Genomic DNA, 22,356 nt, shown 5'->3' with positions numbered 1-22,356 from the left:
CGGGTCTGTCATTTCTCTGCCTCCGGTTCGCTGTCGAGACCGTGCTCGATGGCATAACGCGCCAGCTCCACCCGGTTGTGCAGTTGAAGTTTCCGCAAAGTCGACTGGACGTGGTTCTCGACCGTGCGGTGGGAGATCACCAGGCGGTTCGCGATCTGTCGTGCGGTCAGGCCCTTCGCCACCAACCGGAGCACCTCGGTCTCCCGTTCGGTGAGCTCCGGCTTGTCCTTCGAGTCGTCGGGCGCGGCGGCCATGCGCCGGTACTCGCCGAGCACGAGCCCGGCCAGGCCCGCGGTGAACACGGCGTCGCCCGCCGCGGTGCGGGTCACGGCCTCGACGAGTTCCTCCGAGGACGCGGACTTCACCAGGTAGCCGGACGCACCCGCCTTCACCGCCTGCAGCACGTCGTCGTGCTCGCCGGACGCGGACAGCACCAGCACCCGCGTCTCGGGCAGCTCGCTGGTGATCATCAGGGTGGCGTCGACCCCCGACAGCTCGCCCAGGTTGAGGTCCATCAGCACCACGTCGGGCCGCACCGCCTTCGCGATGCGCACCGCCGAGGCGGCATCACCCGCGGTCGCCACGACCTCGAAGCCTCGTTCCTGGAGATCGCGCGCGACGCCTTCGCGCCACATCGGGTGGTCGTCCACGACCATCACCGAGACCGTCATCCTGCCGCCCCCTTCCTGAACACCCGAACCTCCCACTCCGTGCCCTCCCCCGGCCCGGTCTGGAGCTCCAGTGTGCCGCCGAGTGACTCCACCCGGCCTTTGATCGACTTCTCGATGCCCATCCTGCCTTCCGCGGCAGCGGACGCGATCCGGCCTTCCGGGATGCCGGGACCATCGTCCCTGACACTCAGCACGATTTCCTCCCCGAGGTCCTCGAGCAGCACCCACGCCCGCGCGTCCTCGCCGGCGTGCTTGTCCACGTTGGACAGTGCCTCGCGAACGAGTGAGGTGAGCTCGACCGCGGTCGTGGCGGTGAGCATGACCTGGGTGGCCGGGGTGGACACCTGGACCTTCGGCGTGGCCAGCAACTGCAGGCCGGGACGCAGGTCGATCTCTCCGTCCACAGTGGAGTCTGTGGGTGCGGCCGCGACCAGGTTGCGCAGCGCGACTTCCTGTTCGCCCGCGAGCTTCGCCAGTTCCGCGGCCTCGCCACCGACCTCCAGCCCGCGCTTGCGGACGCGGGCCAGCACCTGCAGGACGCTGTCGTGGATCGAACGCGCGAGCCGTTCCCGTTCCGCCGTCGCCGCTTCCACGCGCAACGCCTGGGCGAGCAGCACCGCGGAACGCCGGGCCGTCGCGGACGCCATGCCGACGACCATGCCCGCGCCCGCCAGCAGTACGACGTCGCGCAGCAGGTCGAGGCTCGGCACGCGCTTCGACAGGTAGGTGAAGAGGCCGATCGCCAGCCCGCCGCCGAAACCCGCGGCCGGCCCGCCGAGCGCTCCCAGCGCGACCGCGGGCACGCACGCCCAGATCGTGGTGATCAGCGGCACGTTCAGCGTCAGCAGCTGGTGGTCGGACATGATCAGCGGCGACAGCGACATGAGCCCGCACGTCAGCGCGAGGTCGAACAGCACGATCGGCCAGCGCCTGCCCCACGTGGTGCTGTAGGCGCGGCTGGTGAAAACGGACCACAGCGCCATCACCCCGAGCGTCGTCCACGCGAGCCACGGCTTGATGTAGCCGGATTGGTTCGCGATCACGTTCGCCGCCGCGAAGAGGAATGTGACTATCCGTAGAGCAATCGTCCCGCGCCACAACGGGGTGGCTGGGTCGTCGATCGCCTTCGTCACACGTTCGGCAGGCAGTTTGGGCACGCTGTGCTCCTTTCAGACAACATCCTGCCCCGTGAACGTGTGCTGGCTAACCCCCAGGTGGCCGTCTTCTGCCGAACGGAGGAATGTGCGACGCTCTCCGGGTTCGGGGCAGCGCTCCCGGTTGGGGGGAGGGCAATACACGTGCGGGACTGGCCGGTGTGGACTTTGCGGCGGCCCGCGCTCTGCTACTGGTTGATCATCGACATCGTCGCGCTGGCGATCGTCACCTACGTGATCATCTCGACGCCGACCCCGTCACCGTCCGACATCGGCCGTTTCGCCGCCATCGCGGGCACGGCGGGCGCGGTGATCATCGGCAGCTCGATCTACAGCCACCGCCTCGGCGAGACCGAGCGCAACCCGTGGGCGGCCCACCTCTCGTACCTGACCGCAGGCGGCCTTGCGCTGCCACCGAACCTCCTGGTGCTGCTCCTCTTCGGTCCGGCCCTGCACTGCCTGCTCGCGCAACGCCCGGAAACGCACCGCTGGCTGTTCACCCTGAGCTCCACCACCATCGCCGTCTTCGCGACCCGCTACCTGATCGGCTGGTCCAAGCCGCATGTCAGCCTCCTGGTGCTGGTCCTCGCCGGGGCCATCCTGTTGACCCTGCGCGCGGCCCTGATCGCGTGCGGCCTGAAACTCCGCCGCCCCACCGCGTCCTTCGAGGAGAACGTCGGTGAACCCATCGACGTCATCCTCGGCATCGTCGCGGTGTCCATCGGCGGTCTGATGGGGTGCGTGGCCGAGTCCAACGCCGTCCACGCCCTGATCGCCGGGCCGTCCCTGGCCCTCCTGGACCGCGCAGCCCAGCTCCCGCAGTGGCGCCGCTCGGCCCAGCGCGACGCCAAAACCGGCCTGGCCAACGCCGTGCACTGGGACAGCCGCGCCCGTTACGAACTGAACAAGGCCTCCTCCCGCACCCGCCCCGTGGCCGTGATGCTGCTCGACCTGGACCACTTCAAGAAGGTCAACGACGAGGTGGGCCACCTCGCCGGCGATGCCGCACTCGCCGCGATCTCGCTGCTGCTGCGCGGCACCGTTCGCCGCGGCGATCTCGTGGGCAGGTTCGGTGGCGAGGAGTTCGTCGTCCTGCTGCCGGAGGCCACGCCAGAGGAGGCCGAGTCGGTGGCAGAGCGGGTGCGCAAGGCCGTGGCTTCGCTGCGGGTGCCGACGATGGCGACCGACGGCAAGCCGCACGAGCTGCGCGGGCTGACCGTGTCGATCGGCGTGGCCACGACGACACGGTTCGGCTACGAGCTGCCGGACCTGCTGGTCGCGGCCGACGCGGCGTTGCTCGCGGCCAAGGCGTACGGCCGCAACCTGGTGTCGATGGCCTAAAGCTCTTCGACCCGCTCGCTCTTGTCGTCCTTCGGCGCGGTGTCCTGCGGGTTGAGCACGTCGACCTTCTCCGGGTTCTCCTCGGCGTCGGCTTCCGACACCAGCGACCGGATCCCGGAGTTCAGCACCGCCAGCAACGGCACCGCGAGCAACGCCCCGGCGATGCCACCCACGACCAAGCCTCCCGCGATGGCGAGCACGACCGCCAACGGGTGCAGCTTCACCGCACGACCCAACAACAAGGGCTGCAGCACGTGCGACTCGAGCTGCATCACACCGATGAGCACCGCGAGAACGACCAGCGCGGCGATCGGCCCGTTGGTGACCAAGGCGATCAACACGGCCACAGCACCCGTGAACACCGCACCGACGATGGGAATGAACGCGCCGAGGAACACCAACGCCGACAGCGGCACCACCAACGGCACCCCGATGATCGCGAGCCCGATACCGACGCCCACGGCGTCGACCACCGCGACCGCGGCCGTTGCGCGCACATAAGAAACGAGAGAGCCGAACCCCCGACGGCCTGCCACGTCCACACGCGAGCGCACGTCACGTGGCACCGCACGGATCACGAACCGCCAGATCCCGTCACCGTCGTGCAGGAAGAAGATGAGCGTGAACAACGCGAGCAGCAGCCCGGTCAGCACCTCGCCGAGCGTCGCGGCGGTGGTCAGCGCGCCGGAGGTGATCTCAGCCTGGTTCGCCTTGATCGTCTTCACGATCTCGTCGAGGTAGTTCTGCAGCTGCGCGTCGGACAGGTGCGCCGGCCCGTCCTTCAACCACCGCTGGATGGTGTCGAGCGACGCCGACACCTGGGTCTGCAGCTCCGGAAGACCGCGGGAGAACTCGCTGATCACGAACGTCAGCACACCGCCGAGCACGCCGATGCCGAGGATCATCATCACCGTCGTCGCCACGCCGCGCGGCACCCGCCACTCGACGAGCTTCGCCACGCCGGGCGAGAGCAGGGCGGCGAGCAGGAGCGCGATTGCGACGGGGATCACGATCGACGCGAGGAATCCCAGCACGTACGCGACCACGTACAACGCGGCCACCACAACGACGAACCGCCAGCTCAGCGCGGCACTCACCCGCAGCAGCAGTGGAACGCGGCTGCTGATCTCCGACTCCGGTGCGCTCACATGCCTCACGTTAACTGTTCGGACCCTGGCGAACGCGGAACCTGATAGGGATGATCCGTTCGTCAGGGGAGGACGAAGTGATCAAGCCGGAAGACTTGACCGAGATCGAACGCCAGGTCGCCGGGGCCTATGCGGGCGGCACCGAGTTCGACCTGACCGGACAGAGCGTCCGCGGCGAGGTGCTCACCGGACTGCTGACCGGCATGTACCGCGTACCGCGCAAGGGTTTGCCCGCGCTGCGCCTGCGAAACGCGCGGATCACCGGCAAGTTCGAGCTCGAGGGCACCCGCGTCACGCGCGTCATCGATCTCACCTTCTGCACGTTCGAGGAACCGCTCGACCTCCGCATGGCCCGCCTCATCGGGCTCAGGCTGCGCGGCACCCGCGTCCCCGGCCTGCAGGGCCGCAACCTCCGCGTCTTCAGCGACCTGGTCCTCGAAGCCGGTTTCACCTGCACCGGCACCGTCGACCTCACCGACGCCGCCGTCGACGGCACGCTCCGGCTGGCCGGCGCGGTCCTGCGTAGCGACACGTCCCACGCGCTGCTCGGCGCCCGGCTCAGGGTGAGCGGATCCGTCCAGGCCATAGCGATGCGCGCCAACGGCGAGGTCCGGCTCCGCGGCTCGGCGATCGGCGGCAGCGTCCACCTGGGTGGAGCGCGGTTGATCAACACCGGCAGGGACGCGCTGGACGCGTCCGGCATCGTCGTCGCGGGCAACGTCTTCTGCAACGCGGAGGGCGGCCGGTTCACCGCGGACGGCAGGGTGTTGTTCGACGGCGCGCGCGTCGGCGGGAACCTCGAGTTCACCGGTGCCCGCCTGCACTCCACCCACCGCGTCGACAACCAGGTGCTGGTGCTGCCGCACGGATCGGCCGACGAGGCCGCGACGCTCGTGGCCGACCGCATCCGGGTCGAGGGCAACGTCGAGCTGGACGACGGCTTCACCAGCACCGGCACCGTGCGGCTGCCCAACGCGAGCATCGGCGGGTACCTCCGGCTGTCCGGCGCGGTCATCGGGCCGAGGGAGGTCGCGGAGGAGCTCGCCGGTGACGTCACGAACCGCATCCCCGTCGCGTTGCACGCGGACGGCATGCAGGTCCGCGGCGACGTCGAGGCCCGCAGCGCGGTCAACGGCGCCGGCGTCCGGTCGCTCCCGTTGCAGACCTACGGCCAGGTCCGGCTTTCCAACGCGCACATCCAGGGCAGTGCCAGCATGTCCGGGGTGTCGTTGCACGGGCCCGGCATCGACGTCCTGTTCGCCGACCGCCTCGAGATCGGCGGCACGCTCTTCCTGCGCGAGCTCAAGGCCAAGGGTTCGGTCCGGCTGCAGAACGCGAACATCGGCTCCACTCTCGACATGTCCGGTGCCGAGCTGACCCTGCCGCGGCTGCGGCCCAACGGCACGCAGAAGCCGTCGCTCGACGCCCGCGCCATCACGATCGGCAAGGATCTCCTGTGCAGCCGCGGGTTCACGGCGGTCGGCGGCGTGCGGCTCCGGCTGGGCGAGGTCGGCAAGATGGCGACGTTCAGCGACTCTCACCTCGGCTCGACCGCCGCGGACATCGCCCTCAACGCGTACGGCCTCACCGTGCACCAGTTCCGCCTGCACATCCCGGCGGGTCAGCAGCCCAAGGGCAAGGTCGTGCTGAGCAGGCTCAAGGCGGTCTCGGTCACCGACGGCCCAGGGCTGTGGGACGCGGAGGGCGGCGTCGCCGTCGACGACTTCGAGTTCGCCGGCATCACCGCCGATCCGGAGGTGCCGGTCGAGACGAGGCTGAAGTGGTTGCTCAAGGTGCAGCCGGACTTCGCGCCCGGACCGTACGAGCAGCTCGCCGCCGTCTACCAGCAGGGCGGTGAGGAGGAGCTCGCGCAGAAGGTCCAGCTGGAGAAGCAACGCCGCCGCTACTCCGAACTCGGCCGGGCCGGGCGGGTCTGGGGCGCGGTGCAGCGGTGGACCGTCGGCTACGGCTACCGGCCGTGGCTCGCGATCTGCTGGCTCGGCGTGTTCTGGCTCGGCGGCGCGCTCTGGTTCAACTCGCACCCGATGCTCAAGCTCAACTCCGACGAGGACCCGGTGTGGAACGCCTGGCTGCTGTCCCTCGACCTGCTGCTGCCGATCGTCGACTTCGGCCACGACGGGAAATGGCAGTTCACCGGTGTGTCCCAATGGATCGCGGGGCTGCTCGTCGCCGTCGGCTGGGTGCTCGCGTCGACCGCGGCCGCCGGTGCGGCGCGGGTGCTGAAACGGGTTTGATCTTGGGCGGGGAGTTCACACGATGTAGTTAACCGAGCGCTCTCAGCGTGCATTCGGGGCACCGGGACTGGCAGAGTCGCCGACGTCGACTCGATCACCATGATCGTCGGCGAATCCCTTGAGTGCCACCGAGTAGCGAGGTTTCCTGCGTTGTTCTCCGCCGGTCTGCGAGCGAAGACGGGAGCGAACGGCTTCCGCCGGTTCGCCACCCGAGCGCTGCTCGCTGTCGGTGGTGCGATCGCGGGTACTGCCGTCGCCTGGGCGCTCACCACGTCCTCGGCCAGTGCGGCCGAGACGGTGCCTTCTGAAGCAGGGCAGCAGTTCGACGTCGTCACCAAGATCGTCTCTGCGGACGAGAAGATGCCGGTCGTCGTCCCCGCCGCCATCGCAGTGCACGAGCTCGACGAAGCGGTGCGCGCCGAGCAGCAGAAGGCTCGCGCCGCTCTGCCCGACGTGCAGGTCCAGCAGGCGGTCGTGCAGATCGCCGACCGGATCCTGCCGCAGGTCACCAGGATCGGTCAGACCGAGACCGCCGCTACCGAGCGGTCCCTGGACGTGATCTTCCCGGAGACCCCGGCCGCCACCGAGGCCGCACAGCCGGCTCCTGTGGTCTCGCAGTTCACCGGCCCGTCCGGTGTCTCGTGGACGGATCTGTTGGAGCACAACGACTTCGTCGTGCCGTCGGAGCAGCACCCGTCCCTGCCCGGCAACCCGTTCCCGAAGCTGCCCGTTCCGGCCCCCGCGCCGGTGCAGTGCGCTTCGTGCTCCGACGGTTATGGGTCGGCGAAGGGCAGTGCGATCGCTGCTCTGGCTGCGTCCGGCAACGGTTACGGCACCGCGGTGACGCGCGCTCTCGCGCCGTCCACCGACGAGGTGACCGTGACGCCGGGCAAGCAGCCCGGTATCAACCCCGACTGACCTCAGCGCGCGGTCCGCGGCAGCCACCTCCCCCGGCTGTCCGGAAGTCGACCGTCGCGCTTTTCTTGCGCTCCTTCCGGTCGATCACCGCGTGCGACTCCCCCGGTGATGACGCGCCTTCACCAAGCGCGTCCGGCCCCACCCCTAGAGCCCCCGTCGTCACGACGGGACATTTGGAAGGAGATCCAATGCAGACCTGGGCAAAGCGCGGTATCCAGTCCGCGTTTGTCACTGGTGGTTTGCTGATGCTCGGTACGGGCATCGCTTCTGCCCAGGAGAACGTCAACCCCGACGCACAGCCGTCCCCCGTTGACGCGGGCGTTTCGGTTCCGGTGAAGGTGGACCAGAACAACCTGGGCACCCCCGTCAAGAACCTGAACGTTCCCAAGATCGACCGCACGATCAGCACGGATCGCGTCACCAGCGCGGTGCCCGTCGGCACGGCAGCCCCCGTCGCGCACCCGCTGATCCGTCAGGCCGCCGGCCGGCTGCAGGGCACCGCCGCGCAGGGCCTGTTCCGCGGCAACACGATCCACGCGCACGCCGATGTGCCGATCAACATCTGCGGCAACGCGATCGCGGCCCTCGGCAACTCCGAGGCGGCCGGCGACTGCACGCAGGAGACGTACCGCGACGGCACGATCGTCACCGATGGCGAAGGGCAGGCGCTCGCCGGCAACGTCGTCGCCGTCAACCACGTGCTGCCCGTCCAGATCACCGGCAACGCGATCGCCGCGGGTGGCAACGCCACCACGGCGACGGACGCCTCGCAGGTGTCCACGACCGGCGGCCCCATCACCACCAACGGTGACAAGGGCGCGGTCTCCGGCAACGTCGTCGCCGAGCAGGGCGCGACGCCGGTCCAGATCACCGGCAACGGCATCGGTGGTGTCGGCATCGCCGAGGCCAACTCGACCGCCGACACGTTCGCCTCGTCCAAGGGCGGCGTCACGACGAGCGGCAAGAACAGCTCGATCTCCGGCAACGCCGTGCCGATTCCGCTGGCTCCGCTGTTCGAGGTGAACGGCAACGCCGTCGCCGCCGCGGCCAACGCCGTGACCGAGTCGACGCAGTCGGGTGCCGCGTACGCCGGTGGCAAGACGGTGACCGACAGCGACCCCGCCACGCTCGCCGGCAACATCGCCGAGCCCGCGCTCGCCGGACCGGTCACGGTCGACGACAACGCCGCCGCCGGTGCCGGCAACGCGACCGCCGTCAGCGACACGACCAACGACTCGACCGCCGGTGGCCAGCACAACACCAACGGCAAGGGCTCCACGGCGTCCGGCAACATCGCCGACGCGCCGATCTCGCTGCCCACCTCCGTGGGTGGCAACGGTGGTTCGCTCGTCGGCAACGCGCTGACCGACCACACCAACGACGCGACGTCGACCGCCGGTGGCAACAACTACACCGTCGGCAACAACTCGGTCCTCTCCGGCAACGTCGCGGACGTTCCGCCGGCGTCGGCCGTGGACGTGTGCGGCAACGGCGCCGCGGGTGGCGGCCAGGCCGGCGGCACCTGCGTCAACGACGTCAAGTCCGAGACCGGTGGTTACCAGGGCGCGACCGGCCACGACTCGGTCGGCTCCGGCAACGTGGTGCAGACCCCGCTCGCCGCGCCCGCCGAGACCTACGGCCTGGCCGGGGCTGTCGGCGGCACGGCGGCCGGCTCGGCCGACGAGACCAAGGACGTCTGCTCCAGCGGCCGGCCCAACGCGGTCGACGACAACGGCACGGTCTCGAGCAACATCGTGACCGCTCCCACGGCCGTCGCCCCGCAGGTCTTCGGCGACACCGCGGGCCTGGTGGGCAACACCAGCAGCGACACCGCGAACGACACGTCGGTCAGGGCCGGGCAGGACCCGCTGTCGTCCGGCAAGAAGAGCTCGCTGTCGGGCAACATCGTCCAGGCTCCGACCTCGACGCCTGCTCAGGTGTTCGGCAACGGCGCCACCCTGGTCGGCAACAACTCGGCCATCGCCGACAACGCCACCGACATGCAGGCCGGCGGCCCGGCGTGGACCACCGGCAAGGACGGCTCCCTCGCGGGCAACGCCGTCTCCGCTCCGGTCGCGTCCGGCACGCAGGTCATGGGCTGGGCCGTCGGTGGCGGCAGCAACGTCGACTCCGCGGCCACCAACGACCTCGACTCGGTCGCCGGTGGCGACGTCGCGAGCAACGGTGACGGCGGCTCTGTCTCCGGCAACCTGATCGGCGCGCAGGCCACGCCGTTCACGCCGGTGCCCGGCAACTCCGTGTCGGCCGCGGGCATCACCAACTCCGACTCGGTCACCGACACCAACATCATCGCGGGTGGCGACAGCTCCTCGAGCGCCCAGGACGCGTCGGTCTCCGGCAACCTGATCCACGTCCCCGCGAACGCCGCAGCAGGCGTCTACGCGGACGCGGTGGCGGCTGCGGGCCAGGCCAACACGGTCACCGACAAGGTGTCGCACACCCAGGCCGGTGGCGACATGGAGACGGAGGGCAGTGGCCCGCTGTCCGCCCGTGAGATGACCGCCCCCGCCGAGGCCGCGGCCAAGGTCGCGCGCGTTCCGGTCGAGGTTCTCGGCCAGGCGACCACCGCCGGCACGAGCGACGACACGCAGCTCACCGGTGAGGACGAGGGCACCCTGCGTGCCGCCAAGCTCAAGGGCATCCAGCTGCCCAAGGGCGTGGACAGCCTCATGAAGGCCAACGAGGTCCCGGCGTTCCACGGCATCGACCAGCTGCCGGTGAACGCCCTGCCGAGCCCCGAAGGCCTGACCGGACTGGCCGGCCAGTTGCCCACCCCGGCGCTGCCCGGTGTCGCCGAGGAGCGCACCGAGCTGCCGACCGGTCCCGGTGGCGTGGCGAGCGTGACGCCGAACGTCCAGGGCCTGCCCCTGGGCCAGGTGCTGGACGCCGCCGAGGGCCTGCTCCCCGGTGCCGCCGCTGAGCGTTCGCTGCCGTCCCTCCCGGTGACCGCCCCGGCCCTGCCGGTGCAGCTGCCGGGTCTGCCGACCGAGCGCTCGCTGCCCGCGCTGCCGCTCGACGGCCCGGCCTCCCTCTCGGGTCTCGACCTGAACCCGACCCAGGGTCTGGCCCCGCAGGCCGACGAACGCGCGCTCCCGCAGCTGCCGATGGACGCCCCGGCGCTCGCCATGATCGACCCGGCCAACCTCTTCCAGACGGTGACCGGCTCGCTGTGACACCCCGCAGGTTGTAACACCCTCCTCCGGTAAGAAGCTGAGCCCCGGCGACACGACGGTGTCGCCGGGGCTCAGTGCCGTTTCTGGGCCGTCTTCAGCGGTTCTCGGCCGTGGCGAGCACGTCGTCCGCCGCGGCGTCACCGTCACTGGTCACCCAGTGGATCTGCGCGCTCTCCCCGACCAGTTGCCTGATCAGCGACGAGATCGGCGAGCCGTCCCCGAAGTCGTGCTCGGCCAGCACGGCCAGCACCGTGTCGCGGTAGCGGGCAACGGTGAAGTCAGGACGCAGACCGGCACGCAACGCGTGGGCCGCGTCCAGCACGGAGTCCGGTGCGGTGATCAGCACGAGAGTGACGAGCGTGCCGCGGGTGCGGGCGCGGATCAGCGACTGCTCCAGGCGGTCGAGCAGCAGCGCGTGTCCGGGCAAGCCCGTGAACGGGTCGTGCAGCACAGATCGTGTCTAGCCGAGGTCACGCCCGTTGACCAGCATTGCCGCGCCCAATGCAGTCAGCCAGGTGAAACCGATGACTATGGTTGTGCGCTGGAAGAGTCCGCCGACCTCCACCAGGCCCGGCGTCTGGGCGGACGCGGCGGGCCAGGACGAAACACGCGATGGGCCTGCTGACGAACGTCGGCACTGCGAACAGGTCGTGCACCGGGCCGTGCCAGGTGGCGCTGGGCCTCCGCCATCGCTGCTCCCAGGCGCGTCAACGTGGACTGACATCAGCCAAGTGCGTAAACATCACCTTCAGAGGCAGCGAAGATCTCTCCGGAGAACGCCGCGCGGGCCGCGGCCACAGCGACGAACCGGTCGTTGCCCGGCCAGAAGTGCGTGAGCATCAGCCGCCGAGCACCGGCCTGCCGCGCCCACGACCCGGCCGCGGCCGACGTCATCAGCAGGCCGGAGGTGTCACCGGGCCGGTCGGTCGCCTCGACGATGAACAGGTCCGCGTCCCGCCCCAGCGAGGCCAGGGCAGGCGAGGGCCCGGTGTCACCGGTGTAGGCGAGCACACGGGACGACTCCAGCCGGACGCCGGCGTTCTCGACGAAGTGCGGCAGGCCGACACCGGTCAGCTTGAACGGGCCGACGTCCCACGAGCCCGGCAACGCGAAGACGTCGAACACCTCGCGCAGCGACACGTCGGGTTCGAGGCCCTGCAAGCGGTCGAGCACCCCCGGCGGGCAGTACAAGGGCAGCCGGGGATGCCGTCCGTAGTGCCGCAGCCGGAACAATCCGTGCAGGTCAGCGCAATGATCAGGATGCTCGTGGGTGATCACCACAGCATCCGGCCCCGTCGGCCACAGCTCCAACAGCCGAGGCAGGGTGCCATAACCCAGGTCCAGCACCACCCGGTAGCCGGACTCCTCCACAGCGAACCCACTGCAGGCCCTGCCCGGTTCCGGATAGGCGCCACAACTCCCGAGAACCGTCAGTCGCACGACTTGCTCAGCAATCTCCCGCGCGGCCCGAACCCGGCCGCGGAGTAGAAGGCGACAGCGTCGTCGTTCGCGGCGAAGATCCCGGCGAACAGGACAGAGACACCGTGTGCCGCAGCCACCCGTTCCGCCTCCGCCACCAGCGCCGCGCCGATGCCGAGCCCGCGATACCCGTCCAGCACAACGGTGTGGACGTCGGCACCGCGACGCGGCACCAGAATCTGATGATCCGGCGGCGGCGGTAGCAACACCACCTCCGCCATGCCCACCACCTGGCCGTCCACCTCGGCCACCGAGATCAGCGCCGACCCGAGCACCTCCTCGAAATGCCGTTGCACGGCAACGGAGTCGGGCCTGCGAAAGACCGAGGGGTTCAGCTGGACGTGACGTTCGGCGTTGGCGAGGCGCAGCCGCACGAGAGCGGGCACGTCCCCGTGCTCAGCCGGTCGGATGTGAGGTCTCACCCGACCATGATCCACCGGCTGGCGCGCGGTCGAACCGCGAAAATGGCCGGCATGACGCTGCCAGCCCTCCCCGAGGAGTCTTTCCAACGCGTTCTCTGCGTCGTAGCGCACCCCGACGACATGGAGTACGGCACGTCCGCGGCCGTCGCCCGCTGGACCGCGCGCGGCATCGAGGTCGGCTATCTCCTGCTTACCCGAGGCGAGGCAGGCATGCCGAACCCTCCGGAGGAAACAGCCCGCCTGCGCCTGGCCGAGCAACGGGCCGCCTGCACCATCGTCGGAGTAGAAAACCTGACCGTCCTCGAACACCCGGACGGCGTGCTCGTCTACAACCTCGACCTGCGCCGCGACATCTGCCGGGAAATCCGCAGGTTCAAACCCGACGTGGTGCTGGGCGGCGGCTACGCGATCGAAACACCCTTCGGCTTCGACCAGGCAGACCACCGAGCAGCAGGCCTCGCCACCCTCGACGCGCTGCGCGACGCGGGCAACCGCTGGGTCTTCCCGGAACAGATCGACGACGAGAACCTGGAACCGCACTCCCCACGCTGGTACGTCGTCCCCGGCCTGGCCGGCTCCGGCGCGACCCACGGCGTCGACGTCACGGGAGAACCGCTGCGCCGCGGCATCGCCTCACTGGAGGCACACGCCGCCTACCTGGCGGCGTTGCCCGGCCACCCCGCCCCCGCGGACTTCATCCCGAAGTTCACGGCGATGAGCGGCAAGGCCATGGGCGTCGAGCACGCCGTGCTGTTCCGCGCCCACGACCTGCAGGCCCCGCCGGAGTTCTTCACCGAGGCGATGGAGGACTGAATGCGTGGGCCCGTCGTCGTCGGCGTGATCGAATGCGCCGTGAGCGAAGACCGGAAGCTGCCGACGATCCGGGCCTGGCACCACGCACATCTCCGGCCTCCCGCGGGCGTACCCGGTCGGTGCAGCCACTGCCCGACGGCCAGTTCCTCCTCGTGAGCGCACGGTGCCGGTTGCGGTCAGGCGGCCTTGACCGCGACGCGATCGTCTACGACCACAGGCCGGGCACCCATGCAGACCACCCGCCGCGGCGAGGTCTGGGTGGGCTACTTCGACGGACTGGGCCGGTTCTCCGCCGCCTTCGCCCAGGAGTGGCACTTCCCGTCATACGCCGAAAACACGTGGGGCGCGATCAGCGAGCTGCGGCTCGTCCTCGGGAAACCGGAGCCTGAAACCGACGAGCGGTGTCAGCGGACGTGGAGGCGGAACACACCGTCGTCGAACGTCAGCCACGCACCACCACCGGCCGGAATAACGCCGTACGCGTCGTCGGTGTGCGCGTCGAAGGGGCCGAGGTGCGCACCAGTGCGCACGTCGATCAGATGATGGCGGAACCACTCCTCGTCATCGCCCTCAACGCCGGCGACCACGAACGCGGTATCGGCGTCGAGGTAGCCACCCGTCCACTCCAGCCGTGCGTTCTCGTCGTACCCGAGGTCCGTCACAGTCACCCGCATGACCACTTCGCCGTCCGGATAGGTGTGGAACGCGACGTCGTGCTGTTCGTGGTGGACGGTCATGAAGTGATGGCCGTCCGTTGCGAACGCCACCAGCACGCGGTTCTCCCACGGATACGGGACCACCTCGAGCGTGTTGTTGTTGAGCCTGCCGCGGAACAGGAACGACCCGTCCTGCCCCTCGCCCACGTCGACCAGCACGTCGGTGCCGCCTGGATGGACGTGCTGGTTCCCCTGACCGGCGGTGCCCAGGTCGGCGCTGGCGAGCACCACCCCGGTGGCCGCGTCCAGCACGTGCCAGGTGTCGCTGCCGTCGTTCCAGTGCCCCGTCGCGTCTGGTTGGAAGAGCCACACAGTCTTCCCGTCGAGCGAGAACACGCATCCCGCCCGGACGATTCGCACCTTCGTCCGGAAAACGCCGAACGCGTGCCGCCACCGCACCACGCCGATGCGGTCCACGCACACCAGTTCGTTGTCCGTCGTGTAGACCGCCCTCGTGAGGTCCGGCGCGACCGCCTGGTCCCGCGGCTTGGCTGCCACGGGGAAAGTGACGTCGCCCGGAGCGTGGATGGCGCCGTCGCTGTACCTGGCCGGGGTGATCATGCCCGGACGGTAGCCGCTGGCCTTGCAAGCGGCCATGCAGCGTCAGCACACGCGGAGCAGGCGATCAGCTGATACGCGGCTACCTCAGAATGGCCAAGATCATTGAGATGTGGCCACCGAAATTGAGGCCCTTCGCGCTTGGCGACGCAGCAGGACGGCGGACGCTAGGCCTGAGCCAGGTCGGTGAAGCGGCTGTAGTGCAGCTGGTGCGCCACGGTGATGGTGGCGGTCGGGCCGGCGCGGTGCTTGGCGATGATCAGGTCGGCCTCGCCGGCGCGGGGGTCGTCGCGTTCCCAGGCGTCCGGGCGGTTGATCAGGATGACCATGTCGGCGTCCTGCTCGAGGGAGCCGGACTCGCGGAGGTCGGACAGCTGCGGGCGCTTGTCGGTGCGTTGTTCCGGGCCGCGGTTCAGCTGCGAGATCGCGATGACCGGGACATGGAGCTCCTTGGCGATCAGCTTGAGGTTTCGGGAGAACTCCGAGACCTCCTGCTGGCGGGACTCGGACTTCTTGCCGGAGCTCATCAGCTGGAGGTAGTCGACGACCACCAGCTTGAGGTCGTGCCGCTGCTTGAGGCGACGGGCCTTCGCGCGGATCTCCATCATCGTCAGGTTCGGACTGTCGTCGACGAACAGCGGGGCCTCGCTGATCTCGCTCATCCGGCGGGCCAGGCGGGTCCAGTCGTCGTCGCTCATCTTGCCGCCTCGCATGTCGCCGAGGCGGATGCGGGCCTCGGCCGAGAGCATGCGCATGACGATCTCGGTGCGGCTCATCTCCAGGCTGAAGATGGCGCTGGTGAGGCCGTGCTTCACCGAGCACGAGCGGGCGAAGTCGAGGCCCAGCGTCGAGTTGTGGGTCGGGATCATCGTCTCGCCCGCGAGGTACAGGTGGTCGTGGTTGTCGACCTCCACGCACCGCACCGGCACGGACGCGACAGGGCGCACCGCGACGATCTCCACCTGGTCGTGGCGGCCGAGGCCCGCGATCAGCTCGTCGACGTCACGACGCAGGCGGGCGAAACGGCCGTCGATCTGCAGTGCGGCGAGCAGCTCCTCGCGCTGCTTGCGCGAGGCGCGCAGGTACGCGGCGGGGATGTGCGGATCGTCGGCCACGTCGAGGTCCTTGGCCACGCGCAGCTCTTCGTCCGTCAGCTCGAGGTCGCCCAGGCCCGACAGGAACTTGCCGAGAGCGGTGGGCGAGAGCGGCAACGACGCGGCGGGCAGCTCCCACGCGGCCGACATGCGCACGAACACGCGACACACGCCGACGCGCTGGAACAGCTGCGCCGTCGTGCGGATCGCCCAGAAGCCACCGGTCTCGCTGCACGACTCCGTGAGCCACTGGTGCTCCGCGTCGGCCACGATCACCGCGCCGTCGGAGAACTCGACCTCGAAGCACGGGCGGCCCGTCATCACCTCGGTCGCGGCGACCACGCGCGTCGGGCGGCCGTCGGCGCCGATCAGGAAATCGCCGACGGAGACCGAACCCATGGTGGTCCAGCCGGACGGGGTGGGCAGCGGGGTGTCGAGCGCCAGTGCCTTGCCGACACCGGGTCGCGCGGCGACGATGATCATCTGGCCGCCGTGCAGGCCGTTCGTCAGCTCGTCGAGGTCGGCGAAACCGGTCGGGATGCCCTGCGAGATGCCACCGCGCGAGGCGATCGCGTCGATCTCGTCCATCGTCGGCTGGAGCAGGTCCTCCAGTGCCACGTAGTCTTCGGACGTGCGGCGGTCGGTGACCTCGTAGATCGCCGCCTGCGCGCGGTCGACCACCTCGTCGACGTCCGCACCCTCCGCGCCGTTGTAGCCGAGCTGCACGATGCGCGTGCCCGCCTCGACCAGACGACGCAGGACGGCCTTCTCCGCCACGATCTCGGCGTAGTAGCCCGCGTTCGCGGCCGTCGGCACCGTCGCGATCAACGTGTGCAGGTACGGCGCGCCACCCACGCGCAGCAGCTCGCCGCGGCGCTCGAGCTCGGCCGAGACCGTGATCGGGTCGGCGGGCTCGCCGCGGCCGTACAGGTCGAGGATGCAGTCGTAGATCGCCTGGTGCGCGGGACGGTAGAAGTCGTTCGGCGCGAGGGCCTCGATGACGTCCGCGATGGCGTCCTTGGACAGCAGCATGCCGCCCAGCACCGACTGCTCGGCTGCGAGATCCTGTGGCGGCTGACGCTCGAATCCGGGTTCCGCCATACCCCGGTCGTCCACCAGCGCCACTGCCAAATCACCCCTGCGAAGAGTCGAGAGCCGGTGCCTGCCCCCTAGTTGTACAGCGCGGCACCGACAATTCCGGGCGGCCACGCTGTGCGATGACCATCGCCCGTGCAGCGACGCTAGAGGGACCCGTCCGGAGCAAGCAAACCAGCGTGTGGATTGCCCTGTGGACAACTGGGGGACAACCTGTGGATGGTTGCCCACAGGGGTGGAGAGCCTGGGGACAACCTGTTGACAACCAGTGGGGTGACGGAAATAACGCCAGCTCAGGGCCTGTGAACAACTTGTGGAAAAAGTTGTGCGCCACACCCTCGGCGTGTCGCGAAAAACAGCCGCTTCGGCGTGTCGCGACCGGCCTGGGCGCACCGGTTATCCACAGGAAGTGGACTGGGTGGTGCTGGTCCGAACGAGCGAAAGCGCCACCCACCCGGAGCATTCCGGGTAGGCGGCGCTTCAGCAAACGGGAACGCGTGAAGCTCACCCGAGAAGGGTCACTTCACTCGTTTCACCGAGCAGCGGTCACTCGCCTGCGGTAACGACCAAAGGCAGAGCCACGGTGACCTCCGGGTGGAGGCGAACCGTCACCGAGTGCTTGCCGGTGGTCTTGATGTGACCCGGCAGCTCGATGGCGCGCTTGTCCAGGACCGGACCACCGGCGGACTTGACGGCAGCCGCCACGTCCGACGAGGTGACCGAGCCGAACAGCTTCTTGGAGCCCTGCGCCGCCTTGGCGGTCAGGGTCACGCCACCCAGGCCCTCGAGAGCGGCCTTGAGCTCCTTGGCGTGGTCCAGGTCGCGCACGCGGCGGGTGTCCTGCGCGCGCTGGATGACCTGGATCTGCTTCTGCGCGCCGCGGGTCGCGACGATCGCGAGGCCGCGCGGGAGCAGGTAGTTGCGGCCGTAGCCGTCCTTGACCTCGACGATGTCGCCGGGCGCGCCAAGGCCGGAAACGTCAGCGGTGAGGATGAGCTTCATCGCGAATGTTCCCTTCTCTTAGCGAGCGGTCGAGGTGTAGGGCAGCAGGGCCATCTCACGGGCGTTCTTCACGGCAACAGCGACGTCGCGCTGGTGCTGCGAGCAGTTGCCGGTGACGCGGCGGGCACGGATCTTGCCGCGGTCGGAGATGAACTTCCGAAGCAGCGTCGTGTCCTTGTAGTCGATCAGGTTCGCGCTCTTGTCCTTGCAGAAGGCGCAGACCTTCTTCTTGGGCTTGCGCACAGGCGGCTTGGCCATGTGTCTCTAACTCCTGGAATACGCAGTGATCAAGTTCTGGATGACCGGTGCGGCGGTCTAGAAGGGGGGCTCGTCGGCGAAGCCACCCGAGCCGGCCGGCGGGGCGGAACCCCACGGGTCGTCAGCAGGTGCGCCACCGCCACGGGACTGCGAGGGACCGCCGCCGAAGCCGCCGCCACCACCGCCGTCTCCACGGCTGACCTTGTTGACCTTCGCGGTCGCGTAGCGCAGCGAGGGGCCGATCTCGTCGACCTCCAGCTCCACCACGGTGCGCTTCTCGCCTTCCTTCGTCTCGAAGGAACGCTGGCGCAGCCGTCCGGTGACGAGCACTCGCGAACCGCGGGTGAGCGACTCGGCCACGTTCTCGGCGACCTGCCGCCACACGTTGCACCGCAGGAACAGCGCTTCGCCGTCCTTCCACTCGCCGGACTGGCGGTCGAAGGTGCGGGGCGTGGAGGCGACCGTGAAGGACGCCACTGCGGCACCGCTCTGGGTGAAGCGGAGTTCCGGGTCGGCGGTCAGGTTCCCGACCACCGTGATCGTCGTCTCACCAGCCATGTCTTGGGAGCTCCCCTAATCGAGGTTCGTCAGGCCTTGGCGGCCGACTTGGCGGGCTCGCGGCGCAGGACCTTCGTCCGGAGCACCGTCTCCTGCAGACCGAGCTGGCGGTCCAGTTCCTTCACCGCGTCCGGAGTCGAGGTCAGGTCGAGCACCGCGTAGATACCCTCGGTGTTCTTGTTGATCTCGAAGCTCAGCCGGCGCTTGCCCCACACCTCGACCTTCTCAACGTTGCCGCCCGTGGTGCGGATGACGTTGAGGAACGTGTCGAGAGACGGCGCGATCGTGCGCTCGTCAAGGCTGGGGTCGAGGATGACCATCACTTCGTAATGACGCATGAGGACCACTCACCTCCTGTGGACTCGCGGCCACGGGCTTTCCGTGGCAGGAGGGTCGTCGCGTCAGCAACTGAAGAAGGTTAACAGAGCGCGTCCGGCGACTACGCAGGGGTGCGGCGGAGCACCCAGGTCCGCACCAGCGCGCCCGTCACGCAGGCCAGCATCAGCACCGCGAGCAGCACCGGGAGGCCGACGCCGCCGGGACCGCCGAGCCTGGGCAGCGCGGTCGCGCGACCGGCGGCCTGCACCGGGTCGCCGTCGACGCCGTTTCCGTTGGAGGCACGGGGAACCTGCGAGCCGTAACGCACGCCGGGCGACGGCGAGTAGAGGCCGGGCATCGCGAACGGCAGCGAGCCGTAGCTGAACAACGGCACGCGGCCGAAGTTCGTGCCGAGCGAGTAGAGCGAGAAGTCGCGGTTGTTCGGCGCACCTTGCGGCGTGCCGGATGTGCCGGGGCTCACACCGGGCTGCTGGCCCGGCTGGGTACCCGGCTGCGGCTGGCCGGCAGGCGGTTTCGGTGCCTGGATGCCACCGACCGCCTGCTGCGAGGCGTCCGCGATCGCCTTGGTGCCGTCCTGGACCGGCGCCGCGACCTGGTTCACGCCCGTCACGACGACCTGGCACCCGCTGGTCAGCGTCGCGCGCACGGTCTTGTCGAGCGTGCCGATGATCGGCCCGAGCAGCGGGATCTTCACCAGCTCCGCCATCACGGCGTTCGCGATCGTGGCACCGCCGATGGTCGTCGTGCCGGTCTGCACCACACCGATCGGCATGGGCTTGACCTGTGAGAACGCCTGCTTGAACGGCTCGACGAGCGGCGGTCCGAGCACCGGCACGGCACGCACGAGGTCGGTCACCGGCTGCAGCACGGCGTTCGGGCTGAGAGAGACGGGGGTACCGGGAGTGCCCTGCACCGATGTGGCGCAACTGCCCACGACGATGGGCTCCGCGGCTGTGGCCGGAGTGACGCCCACAGTGGCGGAGGCCAGCGCGAGAAGCGTCGCTGCGGTGACGCTCAGCAGTCGCATGCCAACCCCTTTCCTACTCCCTGGTAACGACCGTAGGTCCTGGTGGTGACGCGAGCCACCCCCAGTTTTCGCAATTACTCCTATCGGCGGCGGCTGTGATGGCGTTGTGGACGCCGTCTACCCTCCTTGTTCATGCGCATCGGGGCCCATGTCCGCGACGACGACCCGGTCGGCGCCGCGGCCGAACGCGGGGCCGAGGTCGTCCAGTTCTTCCTGTCCGATCCACAGGGCTGGAAGAAGCCGAAGCCGCACCCCCAGACGGAGGCCCTGCTGGCCTCCGATCTCGAGGTGTTCATCCACGCCCCGTACATGATCAACATCGCGTCGCTGAACAACAAGATCCGGATTCCGTCCCGCAAGAACGTGATCCAGCACGCCGAGGCAGCCGCGACCGTGGGCGCGAAGGGCCTGATCGTGCACGGAGGCCACGTCACGAAGGGCGAGGACCCGGCGGACGGCTTCGCGAACTGGCGCAAGTTCTTCGAGCGGCAGGTCGCCGATGGCGGCTTCGCGGTCCCGATCCTGATCGAGAACACCGCGGGCGGCGACAACGCCATGGCCCGCACGTTCGACTCGCTCAAGCTGCTCTGGGACGCGGTCGGCGAGTTCGGCGCGGGCTTCTGCCTCGACACCTGCCACGCGTTCGCCGCGGGTGAGGACCTCGTCGGCATCGTCGATCGGGTGAAAGCGATCACCGGTCGCATCGACCTCGTGCACCTCAACAGCTCGCGCGACGAGTTCGGTTCCTCGCGCGACCGGCACGACAACATCAAGACTGGCACCATCGACGCCGATCAGCTCGTGGCCGTCGCCGCGAGCGCGGGATGCCCGGTCGTGGTGGAGACACCCGCTGAGGGCCAGGCCGACGACATCGCGTTCCTGCGCGACCACGCCGGCCGGTGAAGACGGTGCACGAGGTGGTGAGCGTGACGCCCGAGCGTGGCGATGCCGGGCGTTCCGTGAGCCGCTTCGGCAGCGCGGCTCTCGCCGTGCTCGTGCTGCTGTGCGGGCTCACGCTGCTGCTGGGCTTCATCAACAAGGACCGCTGCACCGGCCCCGCGTTCGACCAGTGGGGCCGCACGCAGCCCGACTACGACGAGCGCAACAAGGAAGACGTCTGCTACTCCGACATCCAGCACCTCTGGATCGGGCGCGACATCGACCGGCACGTCTTCCCGTACGTCGACGGCGGCATCAACGACAAGGGCGTCCTCGTCGGCGGCTCGGTCGAGTACCCGGTGCTCTCCGGCCTGATCATCTGGGCAGGGGCGATCTTCGCGCACAACGACGCGGAGTACCTGCTCTACTCCTCGCTGCTGATGGCGCCGTTCGGCCTGCTCACGGGCTGGATGCTGGGCAAGCTCGCCCGCTGGCGCGCGCTGCTGTGGGCCATCGGGCCACCGCTGATCCTCTACGCGTTCCACAACTGGGACCTGCCGGTCGTGCTGTGCTCGGTGGCCGCGGTCTACGTCGTGCACCGCTGGAACCGGCCACTGGTCGAACGGGCGACCGTCGCGTCGGTCCTGCTCGGCCTCGGCTTCGCGTTCAAGGTCTACCCTGCGGCGTTCGTGCTGCCGCTGATGCTCTTCGTCGCCACCGGCGGCTGGCGCGGCCAGGAGATGCCGGAGGGCAAGAAGGTCGACATCGTCGGCGCGATCAGGGTCGGGCTCGCCTCGATCATCACGGTCGTGCTGGTCAACCTGCCGTTCGCGTTCGCGGGCTACGACGGCTGGCTCGCGTCGTTCGAGTTCCAGCAGCTGCGCCGGGTCGACATCACCACGAACTCGATCTGGTACTGGGGCCTTCGGCCGTTCATCGGCGACGAAGCGATGCAGTCGCTGGTCGGCACCATCTCGCCGATCACGATCCTGGCGTCGTTCGCGATCGCGGCTGGCTACGGCTGGCTGCGGTTCCGCCGCGAGGGCACCTATCCGTGGATCGGGGTCTCCGGCGCGATGCTGTGCGGCTTCATGCTGCTGCACAAGGTCCACTCACCGCAGTACACGCTGTGGCTCGTGCCGTTCCTGGTGCTGTTGCGCGTGCGGCTGATGTGGGCGTTCGCCTACTTCGCCGTCGACCTGGCGATGGGCATCGGCATCTTCCGCTGGTTCTGGGCGATCGAGTTCGGTCAGCCGGCCGGGATCTACGACAGCTTCTCCGCGCAGGCCGTCATGATCGGGGTGTGGGGCCGGGCGGCGCTCCTGGTCGCGTTGTTCGTGGTGTTCCTCAAGTCTCGTGACGTCACCGAGGACGACCTCGACGACACGAAGTTCATCCGCGGAGCAGTAGCAGCGAAGAGCTGAGCCGCCGCAGA

At 69.3% G+C, this 22,356-nt stretch carries 20 protein-coding genes; 7 read left to right on the top strand and 13 right to left on the bottom strand.

The window, feature by feature from the left end; all coding sequences use genetic code 11:
- Positions 1–8: 8 nt before the first annotated feature.
- Both JOD27_RS06550 and macS read right to left on the bottom strand, forming a co-directional pair.
- Positions 9–671 (bottom strand): response regulator, encoded by a 663-nt coding sequence (locus tag JOD27_RS06550; RefSeq protein WP_204761247.1) that lies wholly within the window; start codon positions 669–671, stop codon positions 9–11.
- Positions 668–1,828, bottom strand: a complete 1,161-nt coding sequence (gene macS / locus JOD27_RS06545) for a MacS family sensor histidine kinase (RefSeq protein WP_307829948.1) — start codon at positions 1,826–1,828, stop codon at positions 668–670. The genes JOD27_RS06550 and macS overlap by 4 nt, the downstream gene beginning before the upstream one ends.
- Positions 1,829–1,969: 141 nt before the next feature.
- Here macS and JOD27_RS06540 point away from each other — a divergent pair, with 141 nt between their 5' ends.
- A complete protein-coding gene (locus JOD27_RS06540; protein WP_204761246.1) occupies positions 1,970–3,166 on the top strand; it encodes a GGDEF domain-containing protein in 1,197 nt (398 codons plus the stop codon).
- Here JOD27_RS06540 and JOD27_RS06535 read toward each other — a convergent pair.
- A complete protein-coding gene (locus JOD27_RS06535; RefSeq protein ID WP_204761245.1) occupies positions 3,163–4,314 on the bottom strand; it encodes an AI-2E family transporter in 1,152 nt (383 codons plus the stop codon). The genes JOD27_RS06540 and JOD27_RS06535 overlap by 4 nt on opposite strands.
- A 77-nt stretch (positions 4,315–4,391) precedes the next feature.
- Between JOD27_RS06535 and JOD27_RS06530 the strand changes: the two genes are divergently transcribed.
- The 3 genes from JOD27_RS06530 (at position 4,392) to JOD27_RS06520 (ending at position 10,681) form a co-directional block, all read left to right on the top strand.
- Positions 4,392–6,569 carry a translocation/assembly module TamB domain-containing protein gene (locus JOD27_RS06530; protein WP_307829947.1) on the top strand — a complete coding sequence of 726 codons (2,178 nt, stop codon included), beginning with the start codon at positions 4,392–4,394 and terminating at the stop codon, positions 6,567–6,569.
- Positions 6,570–6,719: 150 nt separating this feature from the next.
- The gene (locus JOD27_RS06525) at positions 6,720–7,487 is read left to right on the top strand and encodes a hypothetical protein (RefSeq protein ID WP_204761244.1); all 768 of its coding nucleotides are present in this window, start codon (positions 6,720–6,722) and stop codon (positions 7,485–7,487) included.
- A 188-nt stretch (positions 7,488–7,675) separates the two neighbouring features.
- On the top strand, positions 7,676–10,681 hold the full coding sequence (locus tag JOD27_RS06520; RefSeq protein ID WP_204761243.1) for a chaplin family protein: 3,006 nt from the start codon (positions 7,676–7,678) through the stop codon (positions 10,679–10,681).
- Positions 10,682–10,775: 94 nt separating this feature from the next.
- Here JOD27_RS06520 and JOD27_RS06515 read toward each other — a convergent pair whose 3' ends face one another.
- The 3 genes from JOD27_RS06515 to JOD27_RS06505 form a co-directional block, all read right to left on the bottom strand.
- A complete protein-coding gene (locus JOD27_RS06515; RefSeq protein ID WP_204761242.1) occupies positions 10,776–11,132 on the bottom strand; it encodes a nucleotidyl cyclase domain-containing protein in 357 nt (118 codons plus the stop codon).
- A 272-nt stretch (positions 11,133–11,404) separates the two neighbouring features.
- Positions 11,405–12,121 carry an MBL fold metallo-hydrolase gene (locus JOD27_RS06510; protein WP_307829946.1) on the bottom strand — a complete coding sequence of 239 codons (717 nt, stop codon included), beginning with the start codon at positions 12,119–12,121 and terminating at the stop codon, positions 11,405–11,407.
- Positions 12,112–12,546, bottom strand: a complete 435-nt coding sequence (locus JOD27_RS06505; protein WP_204761241.1) for a GNAT family N-acetyltransferase — start codon at positions 12,544–12,546, stop codon at positions 12,112–12,114. Before JOD27_RS06505 ends, JOD27_RS06510 begins: the two co-directional genes overlap by 10 nt.
- Positions 12,547–12,624: 78 nt before the next feature.
- Between JOD27_RS06505 and JOD27_RS06500 the strand changes: the two genes are divergently transcribed.
- Positions 12,625–13,395, top strand: coding sequence for a PIG-L deacetylase family protein (locus JOD27_RS06500; protein WP_204761994.1), 771 nt, complete (start codon positions 12,625–12,627; stop codon positions 13,393–13,395).
- A 404-nt stretch (positions 13,396–13,799) separates the two neighbouring features.
- Here the strand turns inward: JOD27_RS06500 and JOD27_RS06495 are convergent, their stop codons facing one another.
- From JOD27_RS06495 to JOD27_RS06465, 7 genes are all read right to left on the bottom strand, one after another.
- Positions 13,800–14,672, bottom strand: coding sequence for a hypothetical protein (locus JOD27_RS06495; RefSeq protein ID WP_204761240.1), 873 nt, complete (start codon positions 14,670–14,672; stop codon positions 13,800–13,802).
- A 164-nt stretch (positions 14,673–14,836) separates the two neighbouring features.
- A complete protein-coding gene (gene dnaB, locus JOD27_RS06490; protein ID WP_372441677.1) occupies positions 14,837–16,795 on the bottom strand; it encodes a replicative DNA helicase in 1,959 nt (652 codons plus the stop codon).
- A gap of 609 nt (positions 16,796–17,404) precedes the next feature.
- The gene (gene rplI / locus JOD27_RS06485; protein WP_204761239.1) at positions 17,405–17,860 is read right to left on the bottom strand and encodes a 50S ribosomal protein L9; all 456 of its coding nucleotides are present in this window, start codon (positions 17,858–17,860) and stop codon (positions 17,405–17,407) included.
- 18 nt (positions 17,861–17,878) lie between these two features.
- Positions 17,879–18,118: a 30S ribosomal protein S18 gene (gene rpsR / locus JOD27_RS06480; protein WP_030465683.1), complete on the bottom strand. Its 240-nt coding sequence runs from the start codon at positions 18,116–18,118 to the stop codon at positions 17,879–17,881.
- A 57-nt stretch (positions 18,119–18,175) separates the two neighbouring features.
- Positions 18,176–18,676 (bottom strand): single-stranded DNA-binding protein, encoded by a 501-nt coding sequence (locus JOD27_RS06475; RefSeq protein ID WP_204761238.1) that lies wholly within the window; start codon positions 18,674–18,676, stop codon positions 18,176–18,178.
- A gap of 29 nt (positions 18,677–18,705) precedes the next feature.
- Positions 18,706–19,014 (bottom strand): 30S ribosomal protein S6, encoded by a 309-nt coding sequence (gene rpsF, locus JOD27_RS06470; RefSeq protein WP_189252402.1) that lies wholly within the window; start codon positions 19,012–19,014, stop codon positions 18,706–18,708.
- A gap of 101 nt (positions 19,015–19,115) precedes the next feature.
- Entirely contained in the window at positions 19,116–20,042 is a 927-nt protein-coding gene (locus JOD27_RS06465; protein ID WP_204761237.1) for a hypothetical protein, read from the bottom strand.
- A gap of 132 nt (positions 20,043–20,174) precedes the next feature.
- Here JOD27_RS06465 and JOD27_RS06460 point away from each other — a divergent pair, with 132 nt between their 5' ends.
- Positions 20,175–20,945 carry a deoxyribonuclease IV gene (locus JOD27_RS06460; protein WP_204761236.1) on the top strand — a complete coding sequence of 257 codons (771 nt, stop codon included), beginning with the start codon at positions 20,175–20,177 and terminating at the stop codon, positions 20,943–20,945.
- 23 nt (positions 20,946–20,968) lie between these two features.
- Positions 20,969–22,345: a glycosyltransferase family 87 protein gene (locus tag JOD27_RS06455; protein ID WP_307829945.1), complete on the top strand. Its 1,377-nt coding sequence runs from the start codon at positions 20,969–20,971 to the stop codon at positions 22,343–22,345.
- The last annotated feature ends 11 nt before the right edge of the window (positions 22,346–22,356 follow it).

The sequence above is a fragment of the Lentzea nigeriaca genome, assembly GCF_016907955.1.
Lineage (GTDB): Bacteria > Actinomycetota > Actinomycetes > Mycobacteriales > Pseudonocardiaceae > Lentzea > Lentzea nigeriaca.
Note: the sequence above shows the minus strand (reverse complement) of the source record. Positions and strands in the feature narration are given on the sequence as shown.

Excerpts from the sequence above, each read along its gene's own strand:
- JOD27_RS06550 (WP_204761247.1), bottom strand. The coding sequence starts at position 671 with ATGACGGTCTCGGTGATGGTCGTGGACGACCACCCGATGTGGCGCGAA.
- JOD27_RS06520 (WP_204761243.1), top strand. The coding sequence starts at position 7,676 with ATGCAGACCTGGGCAAAGCGCGGTATCCAGTCCGCGTTTGTCACTGGT.
- JOD27_RS06500 (WP_204761994.1), top strand. The coding sequence starts at position 12,625 with ATGGCCGGCATGACGCTGCCAGCCCTCCCCGAGGAGTCTTTCCAACGC.
- JOD27_RS06495 (WP_204761240.1), bottom strand. The coding sequence starts at position 14,672 with ATGATCACCCCGGCCAGGTACAGCGACGGCGCCATCCACGCTCCGGGC.
- dnaB (WP_372441677.1), bottom strand. The coding sequence starts at position 16,795 with ATGCTGCTGTCCAAGGACGCCATCGCGGACGTCATCGAGGCCCTCGCG.
- rplI (WP_204761239.1), bottom strand. The coding sequence starts at position 17,860 with ATGAAGCTCATCCTCACCGCTGACGTTTCCGGCCTTGGCGCGCCCGGC.
- rpsR (WP_030465683.1), bottom strand. The coding sequence starts at position 18,118 with ATGGCCAAGCCGCCTGTGCGCAAGCCCAAGAAGAAGGTCTGCGCCTTC.
- JOD27_RS06475 (WP_204761238.1), bottom strand. The coding sequence starts at position 18,676 with ATGGCTGGTGAGACGACGATCACGGTGGTCGGGAACCTGACCGCCGAC.
- rpsF (WP_189252402.1), bottom strand. The coding sequence starts at position 19,014 with ATGCGTCATTACGAAGTGATGGTCATCCTCGACCCCAGCCTTGACGAG.
- JOD27_RS06465 (WP_204761237.1), bottom strand. The coding sequence starts at position 20,042 with ATGCGACTGCTGAGCGTCACCGCAGCGACGCTTCTCGCGCTGGCCTCC.
- JOD27_RS06460 (WP_204761236.1), top strand. The coding sequence starts at position 20,175 with ATGCGCATCGGGGCCCATGTCCGCGACGACGACCCGGTCGGCGCCGCG.